A 19,306-nucleotide genomic window follows, 5' to 3' on the forward strand; every position below is an offset into this window, starting at 1 on the left:
ATCTTGGGTCAGCTGAGGACGTCGGCCAGATCGTATTTGGCGACTTCCTCCAACTGTTCGTAGGTGCACGATGCGGGTTCACGGTCGGGGCGCCAGCGTTTGAACTGGGCGGTGTGACGGAACCGGTCCCCCTCCATGTGTTCGTAGCCGACCTCGGCGACCTGTGTCGGCGCGAGCGGGACGAATGACAGGTCCTTGTTCCCGGTCCACCTGCTCTGCCCGCCGGGCAGTCGCGAAGCCGCTTGAGCATCCGGGTCCTGCCATTGACTCCACGGGTGATCGCTTCCGTCGACCACGAGGTGGGCCAGTTCGGCGATCAGCTCGGCACGGCGGGCCTCGGTGAACGACGCCGCGACGCCGACGTGCTGCAACATCCCGTCGTCGGCGTACAGCCCGAGCAACAGCGACCCCAGGAGCGGTCGCTCGTCGGTAGAGGTCTTGTGCAGTCGGTACCCCGCGACCACGACGTCGGCGGTCCGCGCGTGCTTGATCTTGAGCATCGTGCGGCCATTGGGCGCGTAAGCCTTCGCGAGCGGCTTGGCCACGACCCCGTCGAGGCCTGCGCCCTCGAAGATTCCGAACCACTCCTGCGCCACAGCAGAGTCCGTCGTGGTGCGCGTGACGTGCACCGGGGCGACAGCCGAGGCCAATTCGGTCTCCAACCTGGCTCGTCGCACCGCGAACGGCTCGTCGATCAACGACTCATCGCCCACGGCCAGCAGATCGAATGCCACGAATGAAGCCGGCGTCTCGACGGCCAAGAGTTTCACCCGCGAGGCGGCCGGATGGATCCGCTGCGACAGCAGCTCGAATTCGAGTTTCCCCTTGACCGCCAGGAAGATCTCACCGTCCAGAACACAACGCTCCGGCGTCTGGGCCAGCACCGCTTCGACGATCTCGGGAAAGTACCGGTTCAGCTCCTTGGTCGATCTGCTCGCGAGGACAACCTCGCCGCCGTCGCGGAACACCAGACAGCGGAAGCCGTCCCATTTGGGTTCGTACGAGAGGCCACCATCGATCGAGTCTGCGGCAGGCACTCCCTTGACCGACTTGGCCAACATGGGTTTCAGCGGCGGCATCACGGGCAGATCCATGGAGCACAGCCTAAGGCGGCTCGCAGATTCACGACACCTATACTTCTGGGGTGACTGAGCCGGCTAGAGAGGTGTCCGCCGTCGAGGTCGTCGACCTCGTGATGCAATACGGCGCAACGACCGCGGTCGATGGGCTCAGCCTGACCGTCGAGACCGGAACCATCACCGCGATCCTGGGTCCCAACGGCGCGGGAAAGACCACCACGATCGAAACGTGCGAGGGTTTCCGGACACCGCACGCCGGAAACGTCCGTGTTCTGGGCTTGGATCCCGTAGCCGAGGGCCATCTCCTCCGCCCACGAGTAGGCGTCATGCTCCAGTCAGGCGGTGCGTGGTCAGGCGCCAGGTCGTACGAAATGCTCCGCCACATCGCTTCGCTGCATGCGCATCCGCTCGATGTCGACCTGCTGATCGACCGGCTGGGAATGGGCTCGTACGGCAAGACGCCCTATCGCCGGCTGTCCGGAGGTCAGCAGCAGCGGCTCAGTCTCGCGATGGCGATCGTGGGACGTCCCGAGTTGTTGTTCCTCGATGAACCGACCGCCGGCCTCGATCCGGCCGCGCGACGCTCGACCTGGGACCTGCTCACCGAGCTGCGCGACAGCGGTGTGACGACTGTGCTCACGACCCACTTTATGGATGAGGCCGAAGCGCTCTCCGACCAGATCCACATCGTGGATTCGGGCCAGGTCATCGCTTCAGGATCTCCCGCACAGCTCTCCGCGTCCGGCGCCAAGAACACTGTGCGGTTCACGGCCCGTGAGGGGCTCGACCTCGAGAGCCTGATGCTGGCACTGCCGCACGACACCAAGGTCGACGAGATCAACCCCGGCTCCTATGTCATCGCCGGAGAGGTCGATCCCGGGCTCCTGGCGACGCTGGCCGCGTGGTGCGCCAATCAGGGCGTGCTGACCGAGTCGTTGCTCGTCGAACGGCAGACCCTCGAGGACCGGTTCCTCGAACTGACCGGAAAGGCGCTGCGATGACGGCACTCGACCTGACGCCCAAGCCGGGTGCGGCGTCACGCGCCACGATGTTGCGCGTGCAGACCGTCATGGAGTTGCGCCTGCAGACCCGCAACGCCGAGCAGGTCCTGCTGACGATGGTCATCCCGTTGGTGCTGCTGGTGCTCGGCGCCAAAGCCAAGTCGATCGTCGACCTGGGCCCCGGCCGCACGATCGACATCATCACGCCGGGAATCTTGGCGCTCGCGGTGCTGTCGACCTCGTTCACCTCACTGGCGATCGCCACAGGTTTCGAACGCCGCTACGGCATCATCAAGCGACTCGGCGCCTCGCCCCTGCCCCGATGGGGATTGCTGTTCGGCAAGATCGGCGCCGTCGTGATCATCGAGATCCTCCAGTTGGCGGTGCTGTCCGGCGTCGGCTTCGCCCTCGGGTGGGAGCCACACGGCGGGCTCACCGCGGTCGCCCAGTTCCTGCTGATGATCGTGCTCGGCACCGCCGCTTTCGGCTCGCTCGGCCTGCTGATCGCCGGAACCCTGCGCGCCGAGGCGACGCTCGCGGTCGCGAACCTGGTCTATGTCCTTCTTCTGGTCGGCGGCGGGCTGCTCGTGCCGTTGAGCCGGTACCCGGAAGCCGCCAGCCATGCGCTGCAGCTGCTGCCCTCCGGCGCGCTGGGCCAAGGCCTGCGCGACACATTCGCCGGCCACGGGCCCTCCGCGTTCTCCACCGTCGTACTGCTCATCTGGACCGTGTGCGCAAGTCTCATGGTCTCGAGGACCTTCAAATGGGAATAGACATATGGGTATCGATCTAGGCCTGAGGCGGGCCGAGACGTCCACCGTCCACCGATGGGCCTGGGCGACCGTCATCGCCAACACGGTCATCATCCTGACCGGCGGGCTCGTCCGCCTGACCGGTTCAGGCCTCGGTTGTCCGACCTGGCCCAAATGCACGGAAGAGTCATTCGTCCCGCACAGCGAGCTCGGCATCAACGGTCTCATCGAATTCGGCAACCGGCTGCTGACCTACGTCCTGATCGCGGTCGTGGTCGCCACGTTCGTGGCGGTGTGGCGCTGGTCCGGCACGAGCCGCGAACTGCGCCGCTTGGCTGCGGTGATCGCCTTGGGCGTCCCGTTCCAGGGAGTCATCGGCGGCATCACGGTGCTGACCGACCTCAACCCGTGGATCGTGGCGCTGCACCTGATCTTGTCGCTGATCCTCGTGTCGGCTTCGGTGCTGTTGGTCGTCCGCGTGCGCGGCGGCGCATCGACCGTCCACACCAGTCGCACGCGTCTGCTCGTCGTCGTGACGTACGCCGTGTTGTGGATCGTGGTCTACCTCGGCACGATCGTGACGGGTAGCGGGCCGCATGCCGGCGACGACGAGGCACCCCGCAACGGCCTCGACCCGCAGGTCATGAGCCACGTGCACGCGTTCAGCGTCTACGCGCTGATAGCTCTGACACTGGTGTGCTGCTACCTGCTGCGCAACACCACCGCACGCGTCCTCGTGGTGACCTTGCTCGTCGCCGAGCTCGCGCAGGGCCTGATCGGCTTCGTGCAGTACTTCACCGACTTGCCCATCGCGCTGGTCGCGGCCCACTTGGTCGGCGCCGCAGTCCTGGTGGCCATCGGCACTCGCCTGTTGATCGACGTGATCGCGCCCACCAGGTCTGTGCCCGTGGGCAGTTCGGACACCCGGGTGCGCACATGATCGACACCAATCAAAGCGATGCCGAACTCGCGGTCGAGCTCGTGCAGATCGCCGGACGACTTGCCGCCGACATGCGCTCTCAGGGGCTCGACATCGCCCAGAAGACGTCGGTCTCAGATGTCGTCACGGCCGCCGATCACGCGGCTGAGAAGCTCGTCACGGACGCCCTGCGCCTGGCACGGCCGGACGACGGGATCCTCGGCGAAGAAGGTGCATCACACGACGGCACCAGCGGACGCACCTGGGTCATCGACCCGGTCGACGGAACCTACAACTTCGCCTCGGGGCTCGCCTACTGGTGCAGCGCGCTGGCATTGCGCGACGCGGACGGTGCGGTACTGGGCGCGGTGCACCAGCCCGTCGGCGGCGAGACCTGGATCGGCGGGCGCGGTCTGCCGACGACCGTCGACGGCGTTCTGGTCGACCGCCTGTCGGATCAACCGCTCGACCAGGTCAGCCTAGCGACCTACGTGCATCCCACGACGCTGACCGACCCAGACGTCTTGGAGCCATGGCTCGCAATGGTCAGTGGTGTCGCAACCCCCCGCCTGCTCGGATCGGGTTCGTTGGACCTGTCGGGCGTCGCCAGCGGACGGATCGGCGTCTGGGCCCAGCATTCGGTTCCCGCATGGGACTGGCTGCCCGGTCAGGCGCTCGTCACGGCAGCAGGCGGACGTACCGAAGTCGTGGAGCATCGCGGCCATCGCTGGCACCTGGCCGGCAACCAGCAATCGGTCGAAGAATTACTCAAGCGCCTCGTCACCTCCTAAGATCCGCGAGTGCTGGATTGTGGACGTCCTGAGACGGCGTGTCTGTCCGAAGCGCACCACTCGGGGCCGGTTTTGCACCACTCGCGGGTTCACAGCCAGCGGTCGAAGTCGATCGCGTAGACCCAACGTCGGCCGGGCCACTCCGTCAGGGTCCACAGCTGACGCCGCTGGGGCAGGTAGGTGATGTCCTCCGGTCCGGTCGGCAACACGCCACGGTGCCGGGTGAACTCACCTGGTCGTCCGATCCACAGATCGCCCGGCTGACCCTCGCCATTGCTCGACGTCACGACCCATCGACCGTCCGCCACGACCGCTCCTTGCATGCGGACGATCTGTCGATCGTGCAGGTCCGTGGGTGTCGATCGTCCCAGCTCGTCGCCTCGCATTAAGCCGGTCTCCGCGTCGATCGCATAACTGACCAGACGGTGACTGCCGCCCTTGCGCCCGTACTCCCCCGCGACGAGATGATCGGCCGAACCGCGCCGGTCCAGCGACATGAAGGAGTACGTCAGGGGCCCGGACGCTTCATCGTGTTCGGCGGCGTAGAACGTGAACTGCGGCAGGACGTAGCGGTAGCCCCCGGTGCGCAGCCGATTGCGGACCTGGACGATGTCATCGAGCCGGAAGACCCGGATGCCGGTCGAGCTGCCCGCAACGAACAGATATTCCCCGTACCAGACGATACCGCCGGCATGGATCTTCACCCGGCGCAGCCTGGAGAATCCCCACCGGCGTCGCGGCTCGACCAGGAGCACGTGGCGATAGCGCGGAGCCGCGTCGTCCTTCCAGTCGATCACCGAGACACGTGATCCGAGCCGGCGCCCGATCCAGCCACGGCCGTACCAGCTCGTCATCACGACGTCGTGGCCCTCGAACATCCCGCCGGTCGGCTCGGGCCCGTACGCGTCAGCGGACGTCGTGATGCCTTGCGGGAACCACCTGGTCGAGTCCTGGTCGACCGCATCCCAGACCATCGCGGATGTCGCGGCCTCGGCAGGCACATCGGCATGCTGCGCTGTGCGGTTCAGATGGGACAGCACTCCCCGCAGGCCCACCCGGCGATGCCGACCGAGCTCCGATGCCGCTTGCGCGCGAACCAGTCGATGCGGCGGCAACGGCGTCACCTCAGGGCTGACTCAACGCAGGAAGGGATCGACCGCGGCCGCCACGAACAGCAATGCGAGATAGGCATTGGAGTAGTGGAACAGTCGCATCGGCTTGATGATGGACAACTGCTCGGTGTCCTGCGCACGGGACTTGAGGTCATAGGCCTCGACCATGAACACGATGCCAAGCACGATCGCGACGGCGGGATAGAACCATCCGGTCCCGGCGACGGGCCACAGCGCCAGAGACGTCGCGAACATCGCCCAGCTGTACAGGACGATCTGTCGACCCACCTCGGCGGCGGGAGCCACGGACGGCAGCATCGGGACGTTGGCCGCGGAGTAGTCCTCGCGATAGCGCATCGCGAGCGCCCAGGTGTGCGGCGGCGTCCAGAAGAACACGACCGCGAACAGCACAACCGGTGCCCAGGCCAGCTCGCCGGTGACGGCCGTCCAGCCGATCAGCGCCGGGAAGCAGCCTGCGGCCCCGCCCCACACGATGTTCTGGCTGGTGCGGCGCTTCAGGATCATGGTGTAGACGAAGACGTAGAAGGCATTCGCGGCCAAGGCCAGACCCGACGACAGCCAGTTGACGAAGATGCCGAGCACCAGTGTCGACACGACAGCCAGCACCAGACCGAAGATCAGTGCATTGCGGGTCGGGATCTGATGACGTGCCAGCGGCCGGCGCGAGGTGCGACGCATCTTCTGATCGATGTCGGCATCGACGACGCAGTTGAGCGCATTGGCACTGCCGGCCGAGAGCGCTCCTCCCACGAACGTCGCGATGACCAGCCAGAACGGCGGCACGCCCTTTTGTGCAAGGAACATCACGGGGACCGTCGTGAGCAGCAGCAATTCGATGATCCGCGGCTTGGTCAGCGCGACATATCCCTTGATCACCTCGCCGAATGGCAGGGATGCGGGAGCGTCAGCGGTAGCAGCTGTCTTGACATCAACGGCGGTCACGTTCGCCATTCTAATGGACGCGAGTAGGCTCGGTATGACGGCCTACGCCGCTCGTCAATGACATAACTCGCATCATGATCAGGAGCCACCGCTGTGACGTCAGGAACTCCCGCCCTCGAGTGGACCGACCTTGACAAGAAGGCCGTCGACACGGTCCGACTCCTGGCCGCCGACGCCGTGCAGAAAGTCGGCAACGGCCACCCCGGCACCGCCATGAGTCTGGCACCGGCCGCGTACCTGCTGTACCAGAAGGTCATGCGCCACGACCCGACCGATCCGCATTGGATCGGTCGCGACCGGTTCGTGCTGTCGTGCGGCCACTCGAGCCTGACCCAGTACATCCAGCTGTACTTGGCGGGCTATCCCATGACGCTCGACGATCTCAAGAGCCTGCGCACCTGGGGCAGCCAGACCCCCGGCCACCCCGAGTACGGCCACACGCCCGGTGTCGAGGTCACGACCGGCCCGCTCGGTCAGGGCGTCGCCAACGCTGTCGGCATGGCGATGGCCGCCCGTCGTGAGCGTGGGCTGCTCGATCCGCACCCCGCCGCGGGTGAGAGCCCCTTCGACCACCGCGTGTACGTCATCGCCTCCGACGGCGACCTGCAAGAAGGCGTTTCGGCCGAGGCGTCGTCGCTCGCCGGGCACCAGAAGCTCGGCAATCTGACGGTCCTGTGGGACGACAACAAGATCTCGATCGAGGACGACACCGACATCGCGTTCACCGAGGACGTCGCTGCCCGTTACGAGGCGTACGGCTGGCATGTCCAGACCGTCGACTGGACCAATGGCGGCACCGGCTACGAAGAGAACGTCCAGGCCCTCTGGGACGCCTACCAGGCGGCCGAGGCAGTGACCGACAAGCCGAGCTTCATCAAACTCCGCACGATCATCGCGTGGCCAGCCCCGACCGCCCAGAACACCGGCGGATCGCACGGTTCGGCGCTCGGCGACGATGAGATCAAGGCCACCAAGACGCTGCTGGGCTTCGACCCGGAGAAGACGTTCTTCGTCGACGACGATGTCATCACGCACACCCAGGCCGCCGGCGATCGCGGCGCCGAGGCCCACGCGCAGTGGCAGAAGTCATATGACGCCTGGCGCACTGCCTCGCCCGAAGCCGCCGAACTGCTCGACCGTCTGTCGACCCGCGCCCTGCCCGAGGGCTGGGACGCCGAGCTGCCGACCTACGAAGCCAGCTCGAAGGGCGTCGCGACCCGTGTCGCTTCGGGTGACTTCCTGACCGCCGCCGCTCCCCTACTGCCAGAGCTGTGGGGTGGCTCGGCCGACCTCGCCGGCTCCAACAACACGACGCCCAAGGGCGAACCGTCGTTCATTCCCGTTGAGTGGTCGACCGACAAGTTCCAGGGCACCGAGTACGGCCGGGTGCTGCACTTCGGCATCCGCGAGCACGCCATGGGCGCGATCATGAACGGCATGGTGCAGCACGGCCTGACCCGCCCCTACGGTGGAACATTTTTGGTCTTCAGTGACTACATGCGCCCGTCGGTCCGTCTCGCGGCGCTGCAGGCATTGCCCGTCACGTATGTGTGGACCCACGACTCGATCGGCCTCGGCGAGGACGGCCCGACACACCAGCCGATCGAGCACGTCGCCTCGTTGCGCGCGATCCCCGGCCTCGATGTCATCCGTCCGGCAGATGCCAATGAGACGATCGTCGCCTGGAAGACCATCATGACGCACACCGACCGTCCGTCGGCGCTCGCGTTGAGCCGGCAGAACCTGCCGACGTTCCCGCGTGGAACCGACGGCTATGCCTCGGCCGACCTCGTCGCGAAGGGCGCCTACATCCTGCTCGACACCGACGGCACCCCCGACGTCATCCTGGTCGCCACCGGTTCCGAGGTGCAGCTGGCCGTCGCCGCCCGCGAACAGCTCGCGACCGAGGGAATCGCGGCCCGTGTCGTGTCGATGCCCTCGCGTGAATGGTTCGAGCGGCAGGACGCCGACTACCGCGACAGCGTCATCCCGCCGTCGCTTCGCGCCCGCGTCTCCGTCGAGGCCGGCATCTCATTGGGTTGGCGCGATGTCGTCGGCGACGCCGGACGCATCGTGAGCCTCGAGCACTTCGGTGCTTCGGCCGACTACCAGACGCTGTACGACAAGTTCGGTATCACCGCCGACGCCGTTGTCACAGCAGCCAAGGACTCGATCGCGGCGGCGGCAGGCGAACCGTCGGCCCCGTTCCACGCCCGTCCGGCCGGGCCCGTCCTCCCGGACCTCTCACACTGACGAACGCAGGACTGATCCTCACAAAGGAGCACTCATGAACGACCGTCTCAAGGCTCTCGCTGACGCGGGAGTGTCCATCTGGCTCGACGATCTGTCTCGCGAGCGCATCGAATCGGGCAATCTCGCCGAACTCATCGCCGACTACGGGGTCGTGGGTGTCACGACCAATCCTTCGATCTTCGCCTCGGCGCTCGCCAAGGGTGAGAAGTACGCGCCACAGGTCAAGGAACTCAAAGAGTCGGGCGCCGATGTCGCGACAACAGTCTTCGAGATCACCACGACCGACGTGCAGAACGGCTGCGACATCCTGAAGCCGGTCTACGACGCGACCCGTGGCGTCGACGGACGGGTTTCGATCGAGGTCGATCCCGATCTGGCCCGCGACACCGAGGGCACGATCGAACTCGCACACCGGCTGTGGGAGCGGGTCAGCCGTCCCAATCTGCTGATCAAGATTCCCGCGACGGTCGAGGGCCTGCCGGCCATCACGGCGGCGATCGCCGAAGGTATCAGCGTCAACGTCACGTTGATCTTCTCGCTCGATCGCTACCGCGGTGTCATGGACGCCTACCTGGCCGGTCTGGAACAGGCCGCCGCAGCCGGGCGCGATCTGTCGACTATCCACTCGGTCGCGTCCTTCTTCGTCAGCCGCGTCGACACCGAAGTCGATAAGCGCCTCGCCGACGACAGTCCGCTGCGCGGCACTGCTGCGCTGGCCAATGCCCGACTCGCGTACGAGGCCTATGAAGAGGTCTTCGGTTCCGATCGCTTCGAGGCTTTGGCCGCGCAGGGCGCCAATGCACAGCGTCCGCTGTGGGCCTCGACCGGCGTCAAGGATCCCAGCCTGCCCGACACCTTGTACGTCACCGAGCTTGTCGTGGCCAACACCGTCAACACGATGCCGGAGAAGACCCTGCAGGCTGTCGCCGATCACGGCGAGATCGTGGGAGATCGGGTCAGCAACACGTACGAGGAGTCCCGTGACGCCATCGCGGCGCTCGAACGTGAGGGCGTCTCCTACGACGAAGTCGTGAAACTCCTGGAGGACGAGGGACTGGAGAAGTTCGAGACCTCCTGGAACGAGCTCCTCGACACCGTCTCCGCCGAGCTCGACAAGGCCTGAAACCGTGGTCGAGGTCGCATACAGCGTTCCGTCCCAACCTGCGTTCGACAGCGCGCTCCAACGCGCGATCGACGACAAGGTCGCATCCCGTATCGCGGCGAGGGACTCCACCCTGTGGGGTCCCGATGCCGAGTCCGAGGCCAGCATCCGGTTGAGCTGGACGAATCTACCCGAATCCTCACGTCCTCTGGTCGCCGAGATACTCGCCCTGCGTGAAGAGCTCATCATGCAAGGGCTCGACCACATCGTGCTGTGCGGGATGGGCGGCTCCTCGCTGGCACCGGAGGTCATCTGTCATACCGCCGGCGTCGATCTGACCGTGCTCGATTCCTCGCAGCCCGACATGGTCCGGGGCGCGCTGACCGACCGTCTCGACCGGACCGTCGTGGTGGTGTCGAGCAAGTCCGGCGGCACCGTGGAGACCGACAGTCAACGACGTGCCTATGAGAAGGCATTCGAAGACGCCGGGATCGATCCACTGACCCGGATCATCGTGGTCTCCGATCCGGACTCCCCGCTCGACCAGATGGCCAAAGCCGCCGGATACCGGGTGTTCCGGGCCGATCCGCACGTCGGCGGACGCTATTCGGCGCTGACCGCGTTCGGACTCGTTCCCAGTGGACTTGCCGGTGCCGATATCAACGAGCTCCTGGAGAGCGCCGCCGACACGGAGGCGCTGTTGTACTCGGACGATCCCGCGAATCCGGCGCTGCTGCTCGGCGTCCTGATGGGCGTCTCCAACACCCAGCAGATCGACAAGCTCGTGATCGCCGATCAGACCCGCCACGGTGTGGGCGACTGGATCGAGCAGCTCGTCGCCGAATCGACCGGTAAGAAGGGCCGTGGCGTCCTACCGGTCGTGGTGCCGTCGACGAATGCGGTCAACTTCTCCCCCAGCACGCCCGATTCGATCCTGGTCTCGATCGGCAGCTCCGAGGTGCCCGTGGGCCAGTCCGGCTATGCCGCCGCGATCCAAGGCCCGCTCGGTGCCCAGATGCTGCTGTGGGAGGTCGCGGTCTCGATCGCCGGCCGCCTGATCGGCATCGATCCATTCGATCAGCCCGACGTCGAAAGCGCCAAGAAGGCCGCGCGCGAATTGCTCGACGGCGGCGGTAGCGCACCGACGCCCGACTTCACGGAAGAGGGTATCGACGTCTACGGACCCGGCGGATCGCTCGAGAACGCGATTCGTACCCTGCTCGACCAGATCGACTTGGATCACGGCTATCTGGCGATCCAGGCATATCTGGATCGCCACGCGCACGCCGACTTCGCGGGCGTCCGCGAAGTCGCCGCCGCGAGGCTCGACCGTCCGGTCACCTTCGGCTGGGGCCCACGATTCCTGCACTCGACCGGCCAGTACCACAAGGGCGGCACGCCCAATGGCGTGTTTTTGCAGGTCACCGGAACTCCCATCGAGGATCTCGACGTCCCCGGACGTGGCTTCTCTTTCGGCTCGTTCATCGCCTCACAGGCAGCCGGCGATGCAACAGTCCTGCGGGACCACGGTAGACCGGTGCTCCGGCTTCACCTCGACGACATACCGGCCGGTCTGGCCAAGATCAGGAGTCTGCTGGCATGAGTTCTGCCACCAGCAATCCGCTGCGCGATCCGAACGACCGGCGGCTGCCGCGGATCGCCGGGCCATGCAGTCTGATCATGTTCGGCGTGACCGGCGATCTGGCCAAGAAGAAGCTCATCCCGGCGGTGTACGACCTGGCCAACCGTGGCCTGCTGCCGCCCGGATTCGCGCTCGTCGGCTTCGCCCGGCACGATTTCGGCGACAACACCTTCGCCAAGATGATCAAACAGGCCGCAAAAGACGGCGCTCGCACCGCCTGGAGCGAGACGGTCTGGAAGCAGCTCGCGGCGGGCATCCGCTTCGTTCCCGGCGAGTTCGATGACGACGACGCCTGGGAACGGCTCGCCGACACGATGGCCGACCTCGACGAGCAACAGGGCACCGGCGGCAATCACGCGTTCTACCTGTCGATCCCGCCAGGACTCTTCCCGGTCGTCGTCTCGCAGATCAAGAAGCATGGCCTGGCCGAATCGGCGAAGGGCTGGCGCAGGGTTGTGATCGAGAAGCCCTTCGGGCACGATCTTGCCTCGGCCGAAGAGCTCAACCGCATCGTCGCCGACGTCTTCGCCCGCGAGTCGGTGTTTCGGATCGATCACTACCTCGGTAAGGAAACCGTCCAGAACATCCTGGCGTTCCGCTTCGCCAACGGCATGTTCGAACCCATCTGGAACAACCACTACGTCGACCACGTCCAGATCACGATGGCCGAAGACATCGGCATCGGCTCACGCGCTGGCTACTACGACGGCATTGGCGCCGCCCGCGACGTGATCCAGAACCACCTGCTGCAGCTCATGGCGCTGATCGCGATGGAGGAACCCGTCTCGTTCAACGCCTCGTCGCTGCGTCTGGAGAAGCAGAAGATCCTCGCGAATGCGCGCCCACCGGCACGCATGGACCTACACACCGCCCAGGCGCAGTATGTGGCCGGTTGGGCAGGCGGGGAAAAGGTGCAGGGTTACCTTGAGGAAGACGGTGTCCCCGACGGCTCACGCGCCGAGACGTACGCCGCGATCAGAGTCGACGTGTCGACCCGTCGCTGGGCCGGCGTCCCGTTTTACCTGCGCACCGGCAAACGCCTCGGCCGTCGCGTCACCGAGGTCGCGGTCGTGTTCAAACGTGCGCCGCACCAGCCATTCGCCAAGAACGACGTCGAGGAGCTCGGGCAGAACGCCTTGGTCATGCGCATCCAGCCCGACGAGGGTGTCACCTTGCGGTTCGGCGCCAAGGTACCTGGCACCACGATGGAGATCCGCGACGTCAACATGGACTTCGCCTACGGCGGCGCCTTCGTCGAAAGCAGCCCGGAAGCGTACGAGCGGCTTATTCTCGACGTTCTGCTGGGCGATCCACCGCTGTTCCCGCAGCACGAAGAAGTCGAGCTGGCCTGGAAGATCCTCGATCCTGTCATCGCGCACTGGAAACGTGACAAGGACATCGACACCTATGAGGCCGGCACCTGGGGACCACCCAGTGCCGACGCCATGATGGCCCACGACGGTCGCTTCTGGAGGCGTCCCTGATGGAGATCGCACTGACTCGCACCAACTCGGCGAAGATCGCCCGTGCCCTGGTCAAGGCGCGTTCGGCCGCAGGCAGTCCGGCCATGGACATGGTGCTGACGCTTCTGGTCGTGACCGACGACGCCAACGTCAGCGAAGCTCTGCAGACGGCCACGACGCTGTCGCGTGAGCACCCTTCGCGCGTCATCGGAGTGATCCTCGGCGACGGTCGCGGTTCGGCCAAGCTCGACGCGAAAGTTCGGGTCGGCGAGAGTTCGTCCGGGGAGTCGATCCTGTTGCGCATCTCCGGCGAGCTGACCAAACACGCCGAGTCCGTCGTCCTCCCGCTCCTTTTGCCCGACTCCCCCGTCGTCGTGTGGTGGCCGGGCAAGCCGCCGACCGTCCCGTCCGAGGACGCGATCGGCAGGCTGGCCCGCCGCAGACTCACCGACGCCGAAGCGACCGACTCACCGATCCGCGCGCTCAAGGCCGTCGCCCGGGCGTACGAACCCGGCGACACCGACTTGTCGTGGACCAGGTTGACGCCGTGGCGTGCGCTGCTGGCGGCGGCACTCGATCAGACCTCCGGCAAGGTCACCGGCGGCACCGTCGTGGCCGGTCCGGCCAACCCGGCCGCTGCGCTGCTCGTCGCCTGGCTGGAGAGCCGCCTGAAGGTGCCCATCGTCTCCAAGCGCAGCGAGACCGAGCAGATCGCCTCTGTCGTCCTGAACACGACGGTCGGCGATGTGCTGATCGAGCGCATCGACGCCGTGTCGTGTCACTTCAGCGTCCCCGGTTCGTCTCCGCGCGAAGTGCCGCTCGGCGCCCGCACACTCGCTGAGTTGTTGGCTGAGGACCTGCGGCGACTCGACGCCGACGACATCTACGCCGCGACGATCAAACATCTGCTGGAGGCGTGACGTGACGGTCGAAGTGTGGCCCACCGCAGATGTGCTCGCCGCCAAGATCGCGGAGCGCATCTCGACCCGACTCGCCGAAGTGCAGCGCACAGGGCGACGGCCCAGCATTGTCCTGACCGGTGGCACGATCGCGATCGAGGCCTACAGGCACATCACGACAGGCGATGTCGACTGGGCCGACGTCGACTTCTATTGGGGCGACGAACGGTTCGTTCCTGCTGGCCATGCCGACCGGAACGACCAACAGGCACGCGATGCGTTCTTGACCCGGCTGGGGGTCCCCGAGACCGGCATCCACCCGATGCCGGCGCACGGATGTGACCTGAGCATGGCCGAGGCCGCCGACGGCTACGCCGACATCCTGCCGCAGGAGCCGTTCGATCTGGTGCTGCTGGGCATGGGGCCCGATGGGCACATCGCTTCGTTGTTCCCCGGCTTTCCGCAGCTCGACGAGACCGAGCGCCGGGCCGTCGAGGTGTTCGACTCCCCCAAACCGCCGCCCCAGCGCATCTCACTGACCTATCCCGCGCTCAACCGTGCGCAGAGCGTCTGGCTGCTGGTCTCCGGCGAGGCCAAGGCTGCGGTGGTCGCCCAGGCCGTGGACGGTGCCGACAAGGCTCAGATCCCCGCCAGCGGCGTGCGTGGGGCGACCGAAACGCTCTGGCTCCTCGATGAGGATGCTGCGAAGGAGATCACTGCATGACGTCCGAGGTCGTCAAGTTCGAGAACTCTGCGGGCACGATCGTTGCCGATCAGTGGCCGAGTGCGGGTGACCGCGGCACAGTGTTGCTGCTGCACGGCGGTGGGCAGACCCGCCATTCGTGGCATCGAAGCGGGGCCCGTTTCGCCGAGGCCGGGTGGACGACATACGCCCTCGACGCGCGCGGGCACGGCGACAGCACCTGGGACTCCGACGGCGAGTACGGCATCGATCTACTCGTCGAGGACCTGCTCGGCGTGGTGCGGCAGATCGGTACCCAACCGGTGCTGATCGGAGCCTCGCTCGGGGGTATCACCTCGCTGATCGCTCAGGGAGAGAATCCCGATCTGGCGCGCGCCCTGGTACTCGTCGACATCGCGACCCGCACCGAACCCAAGGGCGTCGAACGCATCCTCGGGTTCATGCGCTCGGCGCCGGACGGCTTCGCCTCGTTGGAGGAGGTGGCTGACGCGATCTCGGCGTACAATCCGCATCGACCGCGCCCCTCCTCGTTGGAAGGCTTGAAGAAGAACGTTCGGCAGGGCGCAGACGGCCGCTGGCGCTGGCATTGGGATCCTGCTTTCTTGAACGGCGGCGACGAGCACCGCCGCAGCGCATCACAGGAACGCCTCGAGGACGCCGCTCGCGCGGTGCGGGTACCGACGCTGCTGGTGCGGGGGGCCGAGTCTGACGTCGTGACGGCCGAAGGCGCCGAGGAATTACGTGAGCTCATTCCCCACGCGATCGTCCGCGAGGCCAAGGCCGGCCACATGGTCGCCGGCGACGACAACGACGTCTTTGCCGCCCAGGTCACCGAATTCCTCGATACCAAACTCCCCTGATACGCCGAAGGCGGTGCACCAGCGTCCACCTGAGCGCAGGATGTGGACGCCAGCGCACCGCCGACGGGTTGAGTTGGTTTAAAAGATAATCTCGCCGGACTTGCGCTTGCTGCGCAGGGTGTCGACTGCTTCCTTCAGGATCTCGTCGGCCTCAGTCTCTGAGCGACGCTCCTTCACATACGCCAGATGCGTCTTGTACGGTTCGATCTTCTTGGCTGTCGGACGGTTGTCAGCATCGACGCTGGCCGGCATACCGCAACGAGGGCAGTCCCAGGCCTCCGGGACCTCGGCCTCGATCGCGAACTGCAGCTCGGTCGTGTGATTGTTGATGCAAAAGAACGTCACGAACTGCCGCGGGGCCGCTTCGCCGCGCTCGGCCTCGCCCATGGGGCCAGAGCCGATACGGCTTCCCCGGATGGCTCCTGCTGCCACTAGTTGCTCACCTTCAGGAGCAGACCGAGCGCGAAGATCGACACGACCCACACGACGGCGATACCGACCGTGATGCGGTCGAGGTTGCGCTCCGCCACGGACGAACCGCCGAGTGAGCTGGAGACGCCGCCGCCGAACATATCGGACATGCCGCCCCCGCGTCCCTTGTGCATGAGGACCAGGACGATCATCAGCATGCTGCTGATCGCGAGGATGATCGAGAAAGTTAAAATCACGGCTTACCTTCGGTTGTGGTCACTAATCTGTCCAACACTTGCTGAGCAACCATCACAAAGTGATTGTCACGAACCGGACAGGTCCGGCATGGCATAGAACCGGGAAATCCCGGCGAACTCATCGGCTTGCAAGCTAGCTCCGCCGACCAGGGCTCCGTCAACGTCTGACTTCACCATGATGGCAGCGATGTTAGCCGCTTTGACCGACCCGCCGTACAGAATACGCGTTGCCGAGGCCACTTCGGTGGACCAGGTCTCCTCGATGCGTCCCCGGATAGCCGCGCAGACCTCCTGAGCGTCCTCGGGAGTGGCGACCTCGCCGGTGCCGATGGCCCACACGGGCTCATAGGCGATGACGACATCGGCCATCTGCTCGACGGTCAAACCGGCTAGGGAACCGTCAATCTGCGCCAACGTGTAGGCGACGTGTTCGCCCGCCTTACGCACGTCGAGCCCTTCGCCGACACACACGATCGGGCTCATGCCCGCGGCGAGAGTCTTGGTCGCCTTGACGTTGACGACCTGGTCGGTCTCGGCGTGGTACTCCCGACGCTCGGAGTGTCCGACCACGACGTACGAGCAACCGAGCTTGGCGAGCATCGCGGCGGAGATCTCGCCGGTGTAGGCGCCGCCGTCGTGCTCGGAGACATCCTGGGCGCCGTAACGGATACCCAGCTGATCGCCGTCGACCACGGTCTGGATACTGCGCAGATCCGTGAACGGCGGGATCACCACGACTTCGGCTTTGTCGTAGTCGTGCTTCTTGTCCTGCAATGTCCAGGCGAGCTTTTGGACCAACACCACAGCTTCTTGGTGGTTGACGTTGGACTTCCAGTTGCCTGCCATGAGTGGCTTGCGGGTCATGATTCAGCTTCCTTCATTCAGGATGTCCAGGCCCGGCAGGGTCTTGCCCTCGAGGTACTCCAGGGAGGCGCCACCACCGGTGGAGATGTGGCCGAACTGCTCGTCGGCGAAGCCGAGCTGACGTACTGCGGCAGCCGAATCGCCGCCGCCGACAACTGACAGACCGTCGACCTCGGTCAACGCTTGTGCAACTGCCTTGGTGCCTGCCGCGAAGGCATTCATCTCGAACACGCCCATGGGACCGTTCCAGAACACCGTCCTGGAAGCTGCGATGATCTCGGCGAACGCCGCGCCGGACTCAGGCCCGATGTCGAGTCCGAGCTGATCGGCCGGAATCGCGTCTGCGGCGACAACTGTCGCGCCGTCCTCCGCGAATGCCTGCGCGACAACGACGTCGGTCGGCAGCACTAGCTTGACGCCCAGATCGGCGGCTTGCTTGATGTAGCCACGTGCGATCTCGAGCTGATCGGCCTCGAGCAGCGACTTGCCCACCTCGTGACCCTGGGCTTTCAGGAACGTGAAGACCATGCCGCCGCCGATCAGCAGATTGTCGGCCTTGCTGAGCAGGTTGTCGATGACACCCAGCTTGTCGGAAACCTTCGAACCGCCCAGGACGACGGTGTAGGGACGGGCCGGATCCTCCGTGAGCTGTTTCAGCACAGTCACCTCGGCCTCGACGAGTCCGCCGACCGCTGACGGCAACAATGTGGCGACGTCGTAAACGCTGGCCTGCTTGCGGTGAACGACACCGAAACCGTCCGAGACGAACACATCGGCCAGAGCGGCAAGCTGTGCGGCGAATTCAGCCCGCACGGCGTCGTCCTTGCTGGTCTCGCCCGCGTTGAAGCGGACGTTCTCCAAGACCGCGACCTCACCGTCCTGGAGACCTGACGAGACAGCCTGGGCCTCAGCACCCACGGTGTCGGCGGCGAACTGCACAGGCGCACCCAGCAGTTCACCGAGCCGGAGAGCGACGGGCGCCAGCGAATACTTCTCGTTGGGCACTCCGTCGGGCCGACCCAGGTGCGCGGTCACCAGGACTCGCGCACCTGCGTCGGCCAGGTTCTTGATCGTCGGGACGCTCGCACGGATGCGCCCGTCGTCCGAGATCGCGTCACCTTCGAAGGGGACGTTGAGATCGCTGCGGACGAGCACTCGCTTGCCGCGCAGGTCGCCGAGGTCCCCAACCGATTTGAACGCAGTTGTCTTCACGTCAGTTGACTCCGCAGCTCAGAGCGAGGAGCCGACGTGCGCGACCAGATCGGCGAGGCGGTTGGAGTAACCCCACTCGTTGTCGTACCAGGAGACAACCTTGACCTGGTCGCCGATGACCTTGGTCAGACCCGAGTCGAAGATGCTCGATGCGGGATCGGTGACGATATCGCTGGAGACGATCGGGTCCTCGGTGTAGACGAGGATGCCCTTCATGGCGCCTTCTGCAGCAGCCTTGATGATCGAGTTGACCTCTTCGACCGAGGTCTCACGCGAGGCTGTGAACGTCAGGTCGGTGGCCGAACCGGTCGGAACCGGAACGCGCAGCGCGTAGCCGTCGAGCTTGCCCTTGAGCTCAGGCAGCACGAGGCTGACGGCCTTCGCGGCCCCCGTCGAGGTGGGCACGATGTTGATCGCAGCAGCCCGGGCCCGACGCAGATCGCTGTGCGGCGCGTCCTGCAGGTTCTGATCCTGCGTGTACGCGTGGATCGTGGTCATGAGGCCCTTCTCGATGCCGAGGGCGTCATTGAGCGCCTTGGCCATCGGAGCGAGGCAGTTGGTCGTGCACGAAGCATTCGAGATCACGGTGTGCGCGGCGGGATCGTAGAGCTCATGATTGACGCCCATGACGATCGTGATGTCTTCGTTCTTGGCGGGCGCCGAGATGATGACCTTCTTGGCACCGCCGTCGATGTGCGCCTTGGCCTTGGTGGCATCGGTGAAGAAGCCGGTCGACTCGACGACGACGTCGACGCCGACGCTGGCCCAGTCGAGCTTGGCCGGATCGCGCTCTTCGAAGGCGGCGATCTTCTGGTCGCCGACGTAGATGAAGCCCTCGTCATACGTGACGTCGGCGTCGAGACGGCCCAGGATGGAGTCGTACTTGAGCAGGTGGGCGAGCGTCTTGTTGTCGGTCAGGTCGTTGACGGCGACAATCTCGATGTCAGCCCCGGCGGCGCGAACCGCACGGAAGAAGTTACGGCCGATTCGGCCAAATCCATTGATGCCTACGCGTACGGTCAC

19 protein-coding genes are annotated in these 19,306 nt (G+C 65.6%); 11 read left to right on the forward strand and 8 right to left on the reverse strand.

What is annotated here, in order from left to right:
* Window positions 1–8: 8 nt before the first annotated feature.
* A complete protein-coding gene (locus tag ACXJKC_RS01440) occupies window positions 9–1,094 on the reverse strand; it encodes an ATP-dependent DNA ligase (protein WP_456694883.1) in 1,086 nt (361 codons plus the stop codon).
* Window positions 1,095–1,144: 50 nt separating this feature from the next.
* Between ACXJKC_RS01440 and ACXJKC_RS01445 the strand changes: the two genes are divergently transcribed.
* The 4 genes from ACXJKC_RS01445 to ACXJKC_RS01460 are packed head-to-tail and all read left to right on the forward strand — an operon-like array spanning window position 1,145 to window position 4,542.
* Window positions 1,145–2,080 (forward strand): ABC transporter ATP-binding protein, encoded by a 936-nt coding sequence (locus ACXJKC_RS01445; protein WP_456694884.1) that lies wholly within the window; start codon window positions 1,145–1,147, stop codon window positions 2,078–2,080.
* Window positions 2,077–2,853, forward strand: a complete 777-nt coding sequence (locus ACXJKC_RS01450) for an ABC transporter permease (protein ID WP_456694885.1) — start codon at window positions 2,077–2,079, stop codon at window positions 2,851–2,853. Before ACXJKC_RS01445 ends, ACXJKC_RS01450 begins: the two co-directional genes overlap by 4 nt.
* A gap of 4 nt (window positions 2,854–2,857) precedes the next feature.
* Window positions 2,858–3,772, forward strand: coding sequence for a COX15/CtaA family protein (locus ACXJKC_RS01455; RefSeq protein WP_456694886.1), 915 nt, complete (start codon window positions 2,858–2,860; stop codon window positions 3,770–3,772).
* On the forward strand, window positions 3,769–4,542 hold the full coding sequence (locus ACXJKC_RS01460; protein WP_456694887.1) for an inositol monophosphatase family protein: 774 nt from the start codon (window positions 3,769–3,771) through the stop codon (window positions 4,540–4,542). The genes ACXJKC_RS01455 and ACXJKC_RS01460 overlap by 4 nt, the downstream gene beginning before the upstream one ends.
* An 89-nt stretch (window positions 4,543–4,631) precedes the next feature.
* Here the strand turns inward: ACXJKC_RS01460 and ACXJKC_RS01465 are convergent, their stop codons facing one another.
* Together ACXJKC_RS01465 and ACXJKC_RS01470 are read right to left on the reverse strand one after the other, a co-directional pair.
* Window positions 4,632–5,657 (reverse strand): hypothetical protein, encoded by a 1,026-nt coding sequence (locus tag ACXJKC_RS01465; RefSeq protein WP_456694888.1) that lies wholly within the window; start codon window positions 5,655–5,657, stop codon window positions 4,632–4,634.
* A gap of 21 nt (window positions 5,658–5,678) precedes the next feature.
* The gene (locus ACXJKC_RS01470; protein ID WP_456694889.1) at window positions 5,679–6,626 is read right to left on the reverse strand and encodes a heme o synthase; all 948 of its coding nucleotides are present in this window, start codon (window positions 6,624–6,626) and stop codon (window positions 5,679–5,681) included.
* 84 nt (window positions 6,627–6,710) lie between these two features.
* Between ACXJKC_RS01470 and tkt the strand changes: the two genes are divergently transcribed.
* From tkt to ACXJKC_RS01505, 7 genes are read left to right on the forward strand one after another with little or no spacing between them, the layout of a single operon-like run.
* Window positions 6,711–8,870 (forward strand): transketolase, encoded by a 2,160-nt coding sequence (gene tkt / locus ACXJKC_RS01475; protein WP_456694890.1) that lies wholly within the window; start codon window positions 6,711–6,713, stop codon window positions 8,868–8,870.
* Between the two features lie 34 nt (window positions 8,871–8,904).
* The gene (gene tal / locus ACXJKC_RS01480; RefSeq protein ID WP_456694891.1) at window positions 8,905–9,993 is read left to right on the forward strand and encodes a transaldolase; all 1,089 of its coding nucleotides are present in this window, start codon (window positions 8,905–8,907) and stop codon (window positions 9,991–9,993) included.
* Between the two features lie 4 nt (window positions 9,994–9,997).
* Window positions 9,998–11,575 carry a glucose-6-phosphate isomerase gene (locus ACXJKC_RS01485; RefSeq protein WP_456694892.1) on the forward strand — a complete coding sequence of 526 codons (1,578 nt, stop codon included), beginning with the start codon at window positions 9,998–10,000 and terminating at the stop codon, window positions 11,573–11,575.
* A complete protein-coding gene (gene zwf / locus ACXJKC_RS01490) occupies window positions 11,572–13,098 on the forward strand; it encodes a glucose-6-phosphate dehydrogenase (protein ID WP_456694893.1) in 1,527 nt (508 codons plus the stop codon). The genes ACXJKC_RS01485 and zwf overlap by 4 nt, the downstream gene beginning before the upstream one ends.
* A complete protein-coding gene (locus tag ACXJKC_RS01495) occupies window positions 13,098–13,997 on the forward strand; it encodes a glucose-6-phosphate dehydrogenase assembly protein OpcA (protein ID WP_456694894.1) in 900 nt (299 codons plus the stop codon). The genes zwf and ACXJKC_RS01495 overlap by 1 nt, the downstream gene beginning before the upstream one ends.
* A gap of 1 nt (window position 13,998) precedes the next feature.
* Window positions 13,999–14,700: a 6-phosphogluconolactonase gene (pgl, locus tag ACXJKC_RS01500; RefSeq protein ID WP_456694895.1), complete on the forward strand. Its 702-nt coding sequence runs from the start codon at window positions 13,999–14,001 to the stop codon at window positions 14,698–14,700.
* Window positions 14,697–15,539, forward strand: coding sequence for an alpha/beta fold hydrolase (locus tag ACXJKC_RS01505; RefSeq protein WP_456694896.1), 843 nt, complete (start codon window positions 14,697–14,699; stop codon window positions 15,537–15,539). Before pgl ends, ACXJKC_RS01505 begins: the two co-directional genes overlap by 4 nt.
* 78 nt (window positions 15,540–15,617) lie before the next feature.
* Here ACXJKC_RS01505 and ACXJKC_RS01510 read toward each other — a convergent pair whose 3' ends face one another.
* From ACXJKC_RS01510 to gap, 5 genes are all read right to left on the reverse strand, one after another.
* Window positions 15,618–15,971, reverse strand: a complete 354-nt coding sequence (locus tag ACXJKC_RS01510; protein ID WP_456694897.1) for an RNA polymerase-binding protein RbpA — start codon at window positions 15,969–15,971, stop codon at window positions 15,618–15,620.
* A complete protein-coding gene (gene secG / locus ACXJKC_RS01515; RefSeq protein ID WP_456694898.1) occupies window positions 15,971–16,207 on the reverse strand; it encodes a preprotein translocase subunit SecG in 237 nt (78 codons plus the stop codon). Before secG ends, ACXJKC_RS01510 begins: the two co-directional genes overlap by 1 nt.
* 66 nt (window positions 16,208–16,273) lie before the next feature.
* Window positions 16,274–17,071 carry a triose-phosphate isomerase gene (gene tpiA / locus ACXJKC_RS01520; protein ID WP_456694899.1) on the reverse strand — a complete coding sequence of 266 codons (798 nt, stop codon included), beginning with the start codon at window positions 17,069–17,071 and terminating at the stop codon, window positions 16,274–16,276.
* Between the two features lie 3 nt (window positions 17,072–17,074).
* Window positions 17,075–18,283, reverse strand: a complete 1,209-nt coding sequence (locus tag ACXJKC_RS01525; protein ID WP_456694900.1) for a phosphoglycerate kinase — start codon at window positions 18,281–18,283, stop codon at window positions 17,075–17,077.
* Between the two features lie 18 nt (window positions 18,284–18,301).
* Entirely contained in the window at window positions 18,302–19,306 is a 1,005-nt protein-coding gene (gene gap, locus ACXJKC_RS01530; protein WP_456694901.1) for a type I glyceraldehyde-3-phosphate dehydrogenase, read from the reverse strand.

Source organism: Aeromicrobium sp. P5_D10 (assembly GCF_054049535.1).

Coding starts and splice junctions, on each gene's coding strand:
- ACXJKC_RS01440 (WP_456694883.1), bottom strand. CDS start 1,094: ATGGATCTGCCCGTGATGCCGCCGCTGAAACCCATGTTGGCCAAGTCG.
- tpiA (WP_456694899.1), bottom strand. CDS start 17,071: ATGACCCGCAAGCCACTCATGGCAGGCAACTGGAAGTCCAACGTCAAC.
- tal (WP_456694891.1), top strand. CDS start 8,905: ATGAACGACCGTCTCAAGGCTCTCGCTGACGCGGGAGTGTCCATCTGG.
- ACXJKC_RS01470 (WP_456694889.1), bottom strand. CDS start 6,626: ATGGCGAACGTGACCGCCGTTGATGTCAAGACAGCTGCTACCGCTGAC.
- ACXJKC_RS01460 (WP_456694887.1), top strand. CDS start 3,769: ATGATCGACACCAATCAAAGCGATGCCGAACTCGCGGTCGAGCTCGTG.
- ACXJKC_RS01505 (WP_456694896.1), top strand. CDS start 14,697: ATGACGTCCGAGGTCGTCAAGTTCGAGAACTCTGCGGGCACGATCGTT.
- ACXJKC_RS01455 (WP_456694886.1), top strand. CDS start 2,858: ATGGGTATCGATCTAGGCCTGAGGCGGGCCGAGACGTCCACCGTCCAC.
- ACXJKC_RS01450 (WP_456694885.1), top strand. CDS start 2,077: ATGACGGCACTCGACCTGACGCCCAAGCCGGGTGCGGCGTCACGCGCC.
- ACXJKC_RS01495 (WP_456694894.1), top strand. CDS start 13,098: ATGGAGATCGCACTGACTCGCACCAACTCGGCGAAGATCGCCCGTGCC.
- zwf (WP_456694893.1), top strand. CDS start 11,572: ATGAGTTCTGCCACCAGCAATCCGCTGCGCGATCCGAACGACCGGCGG.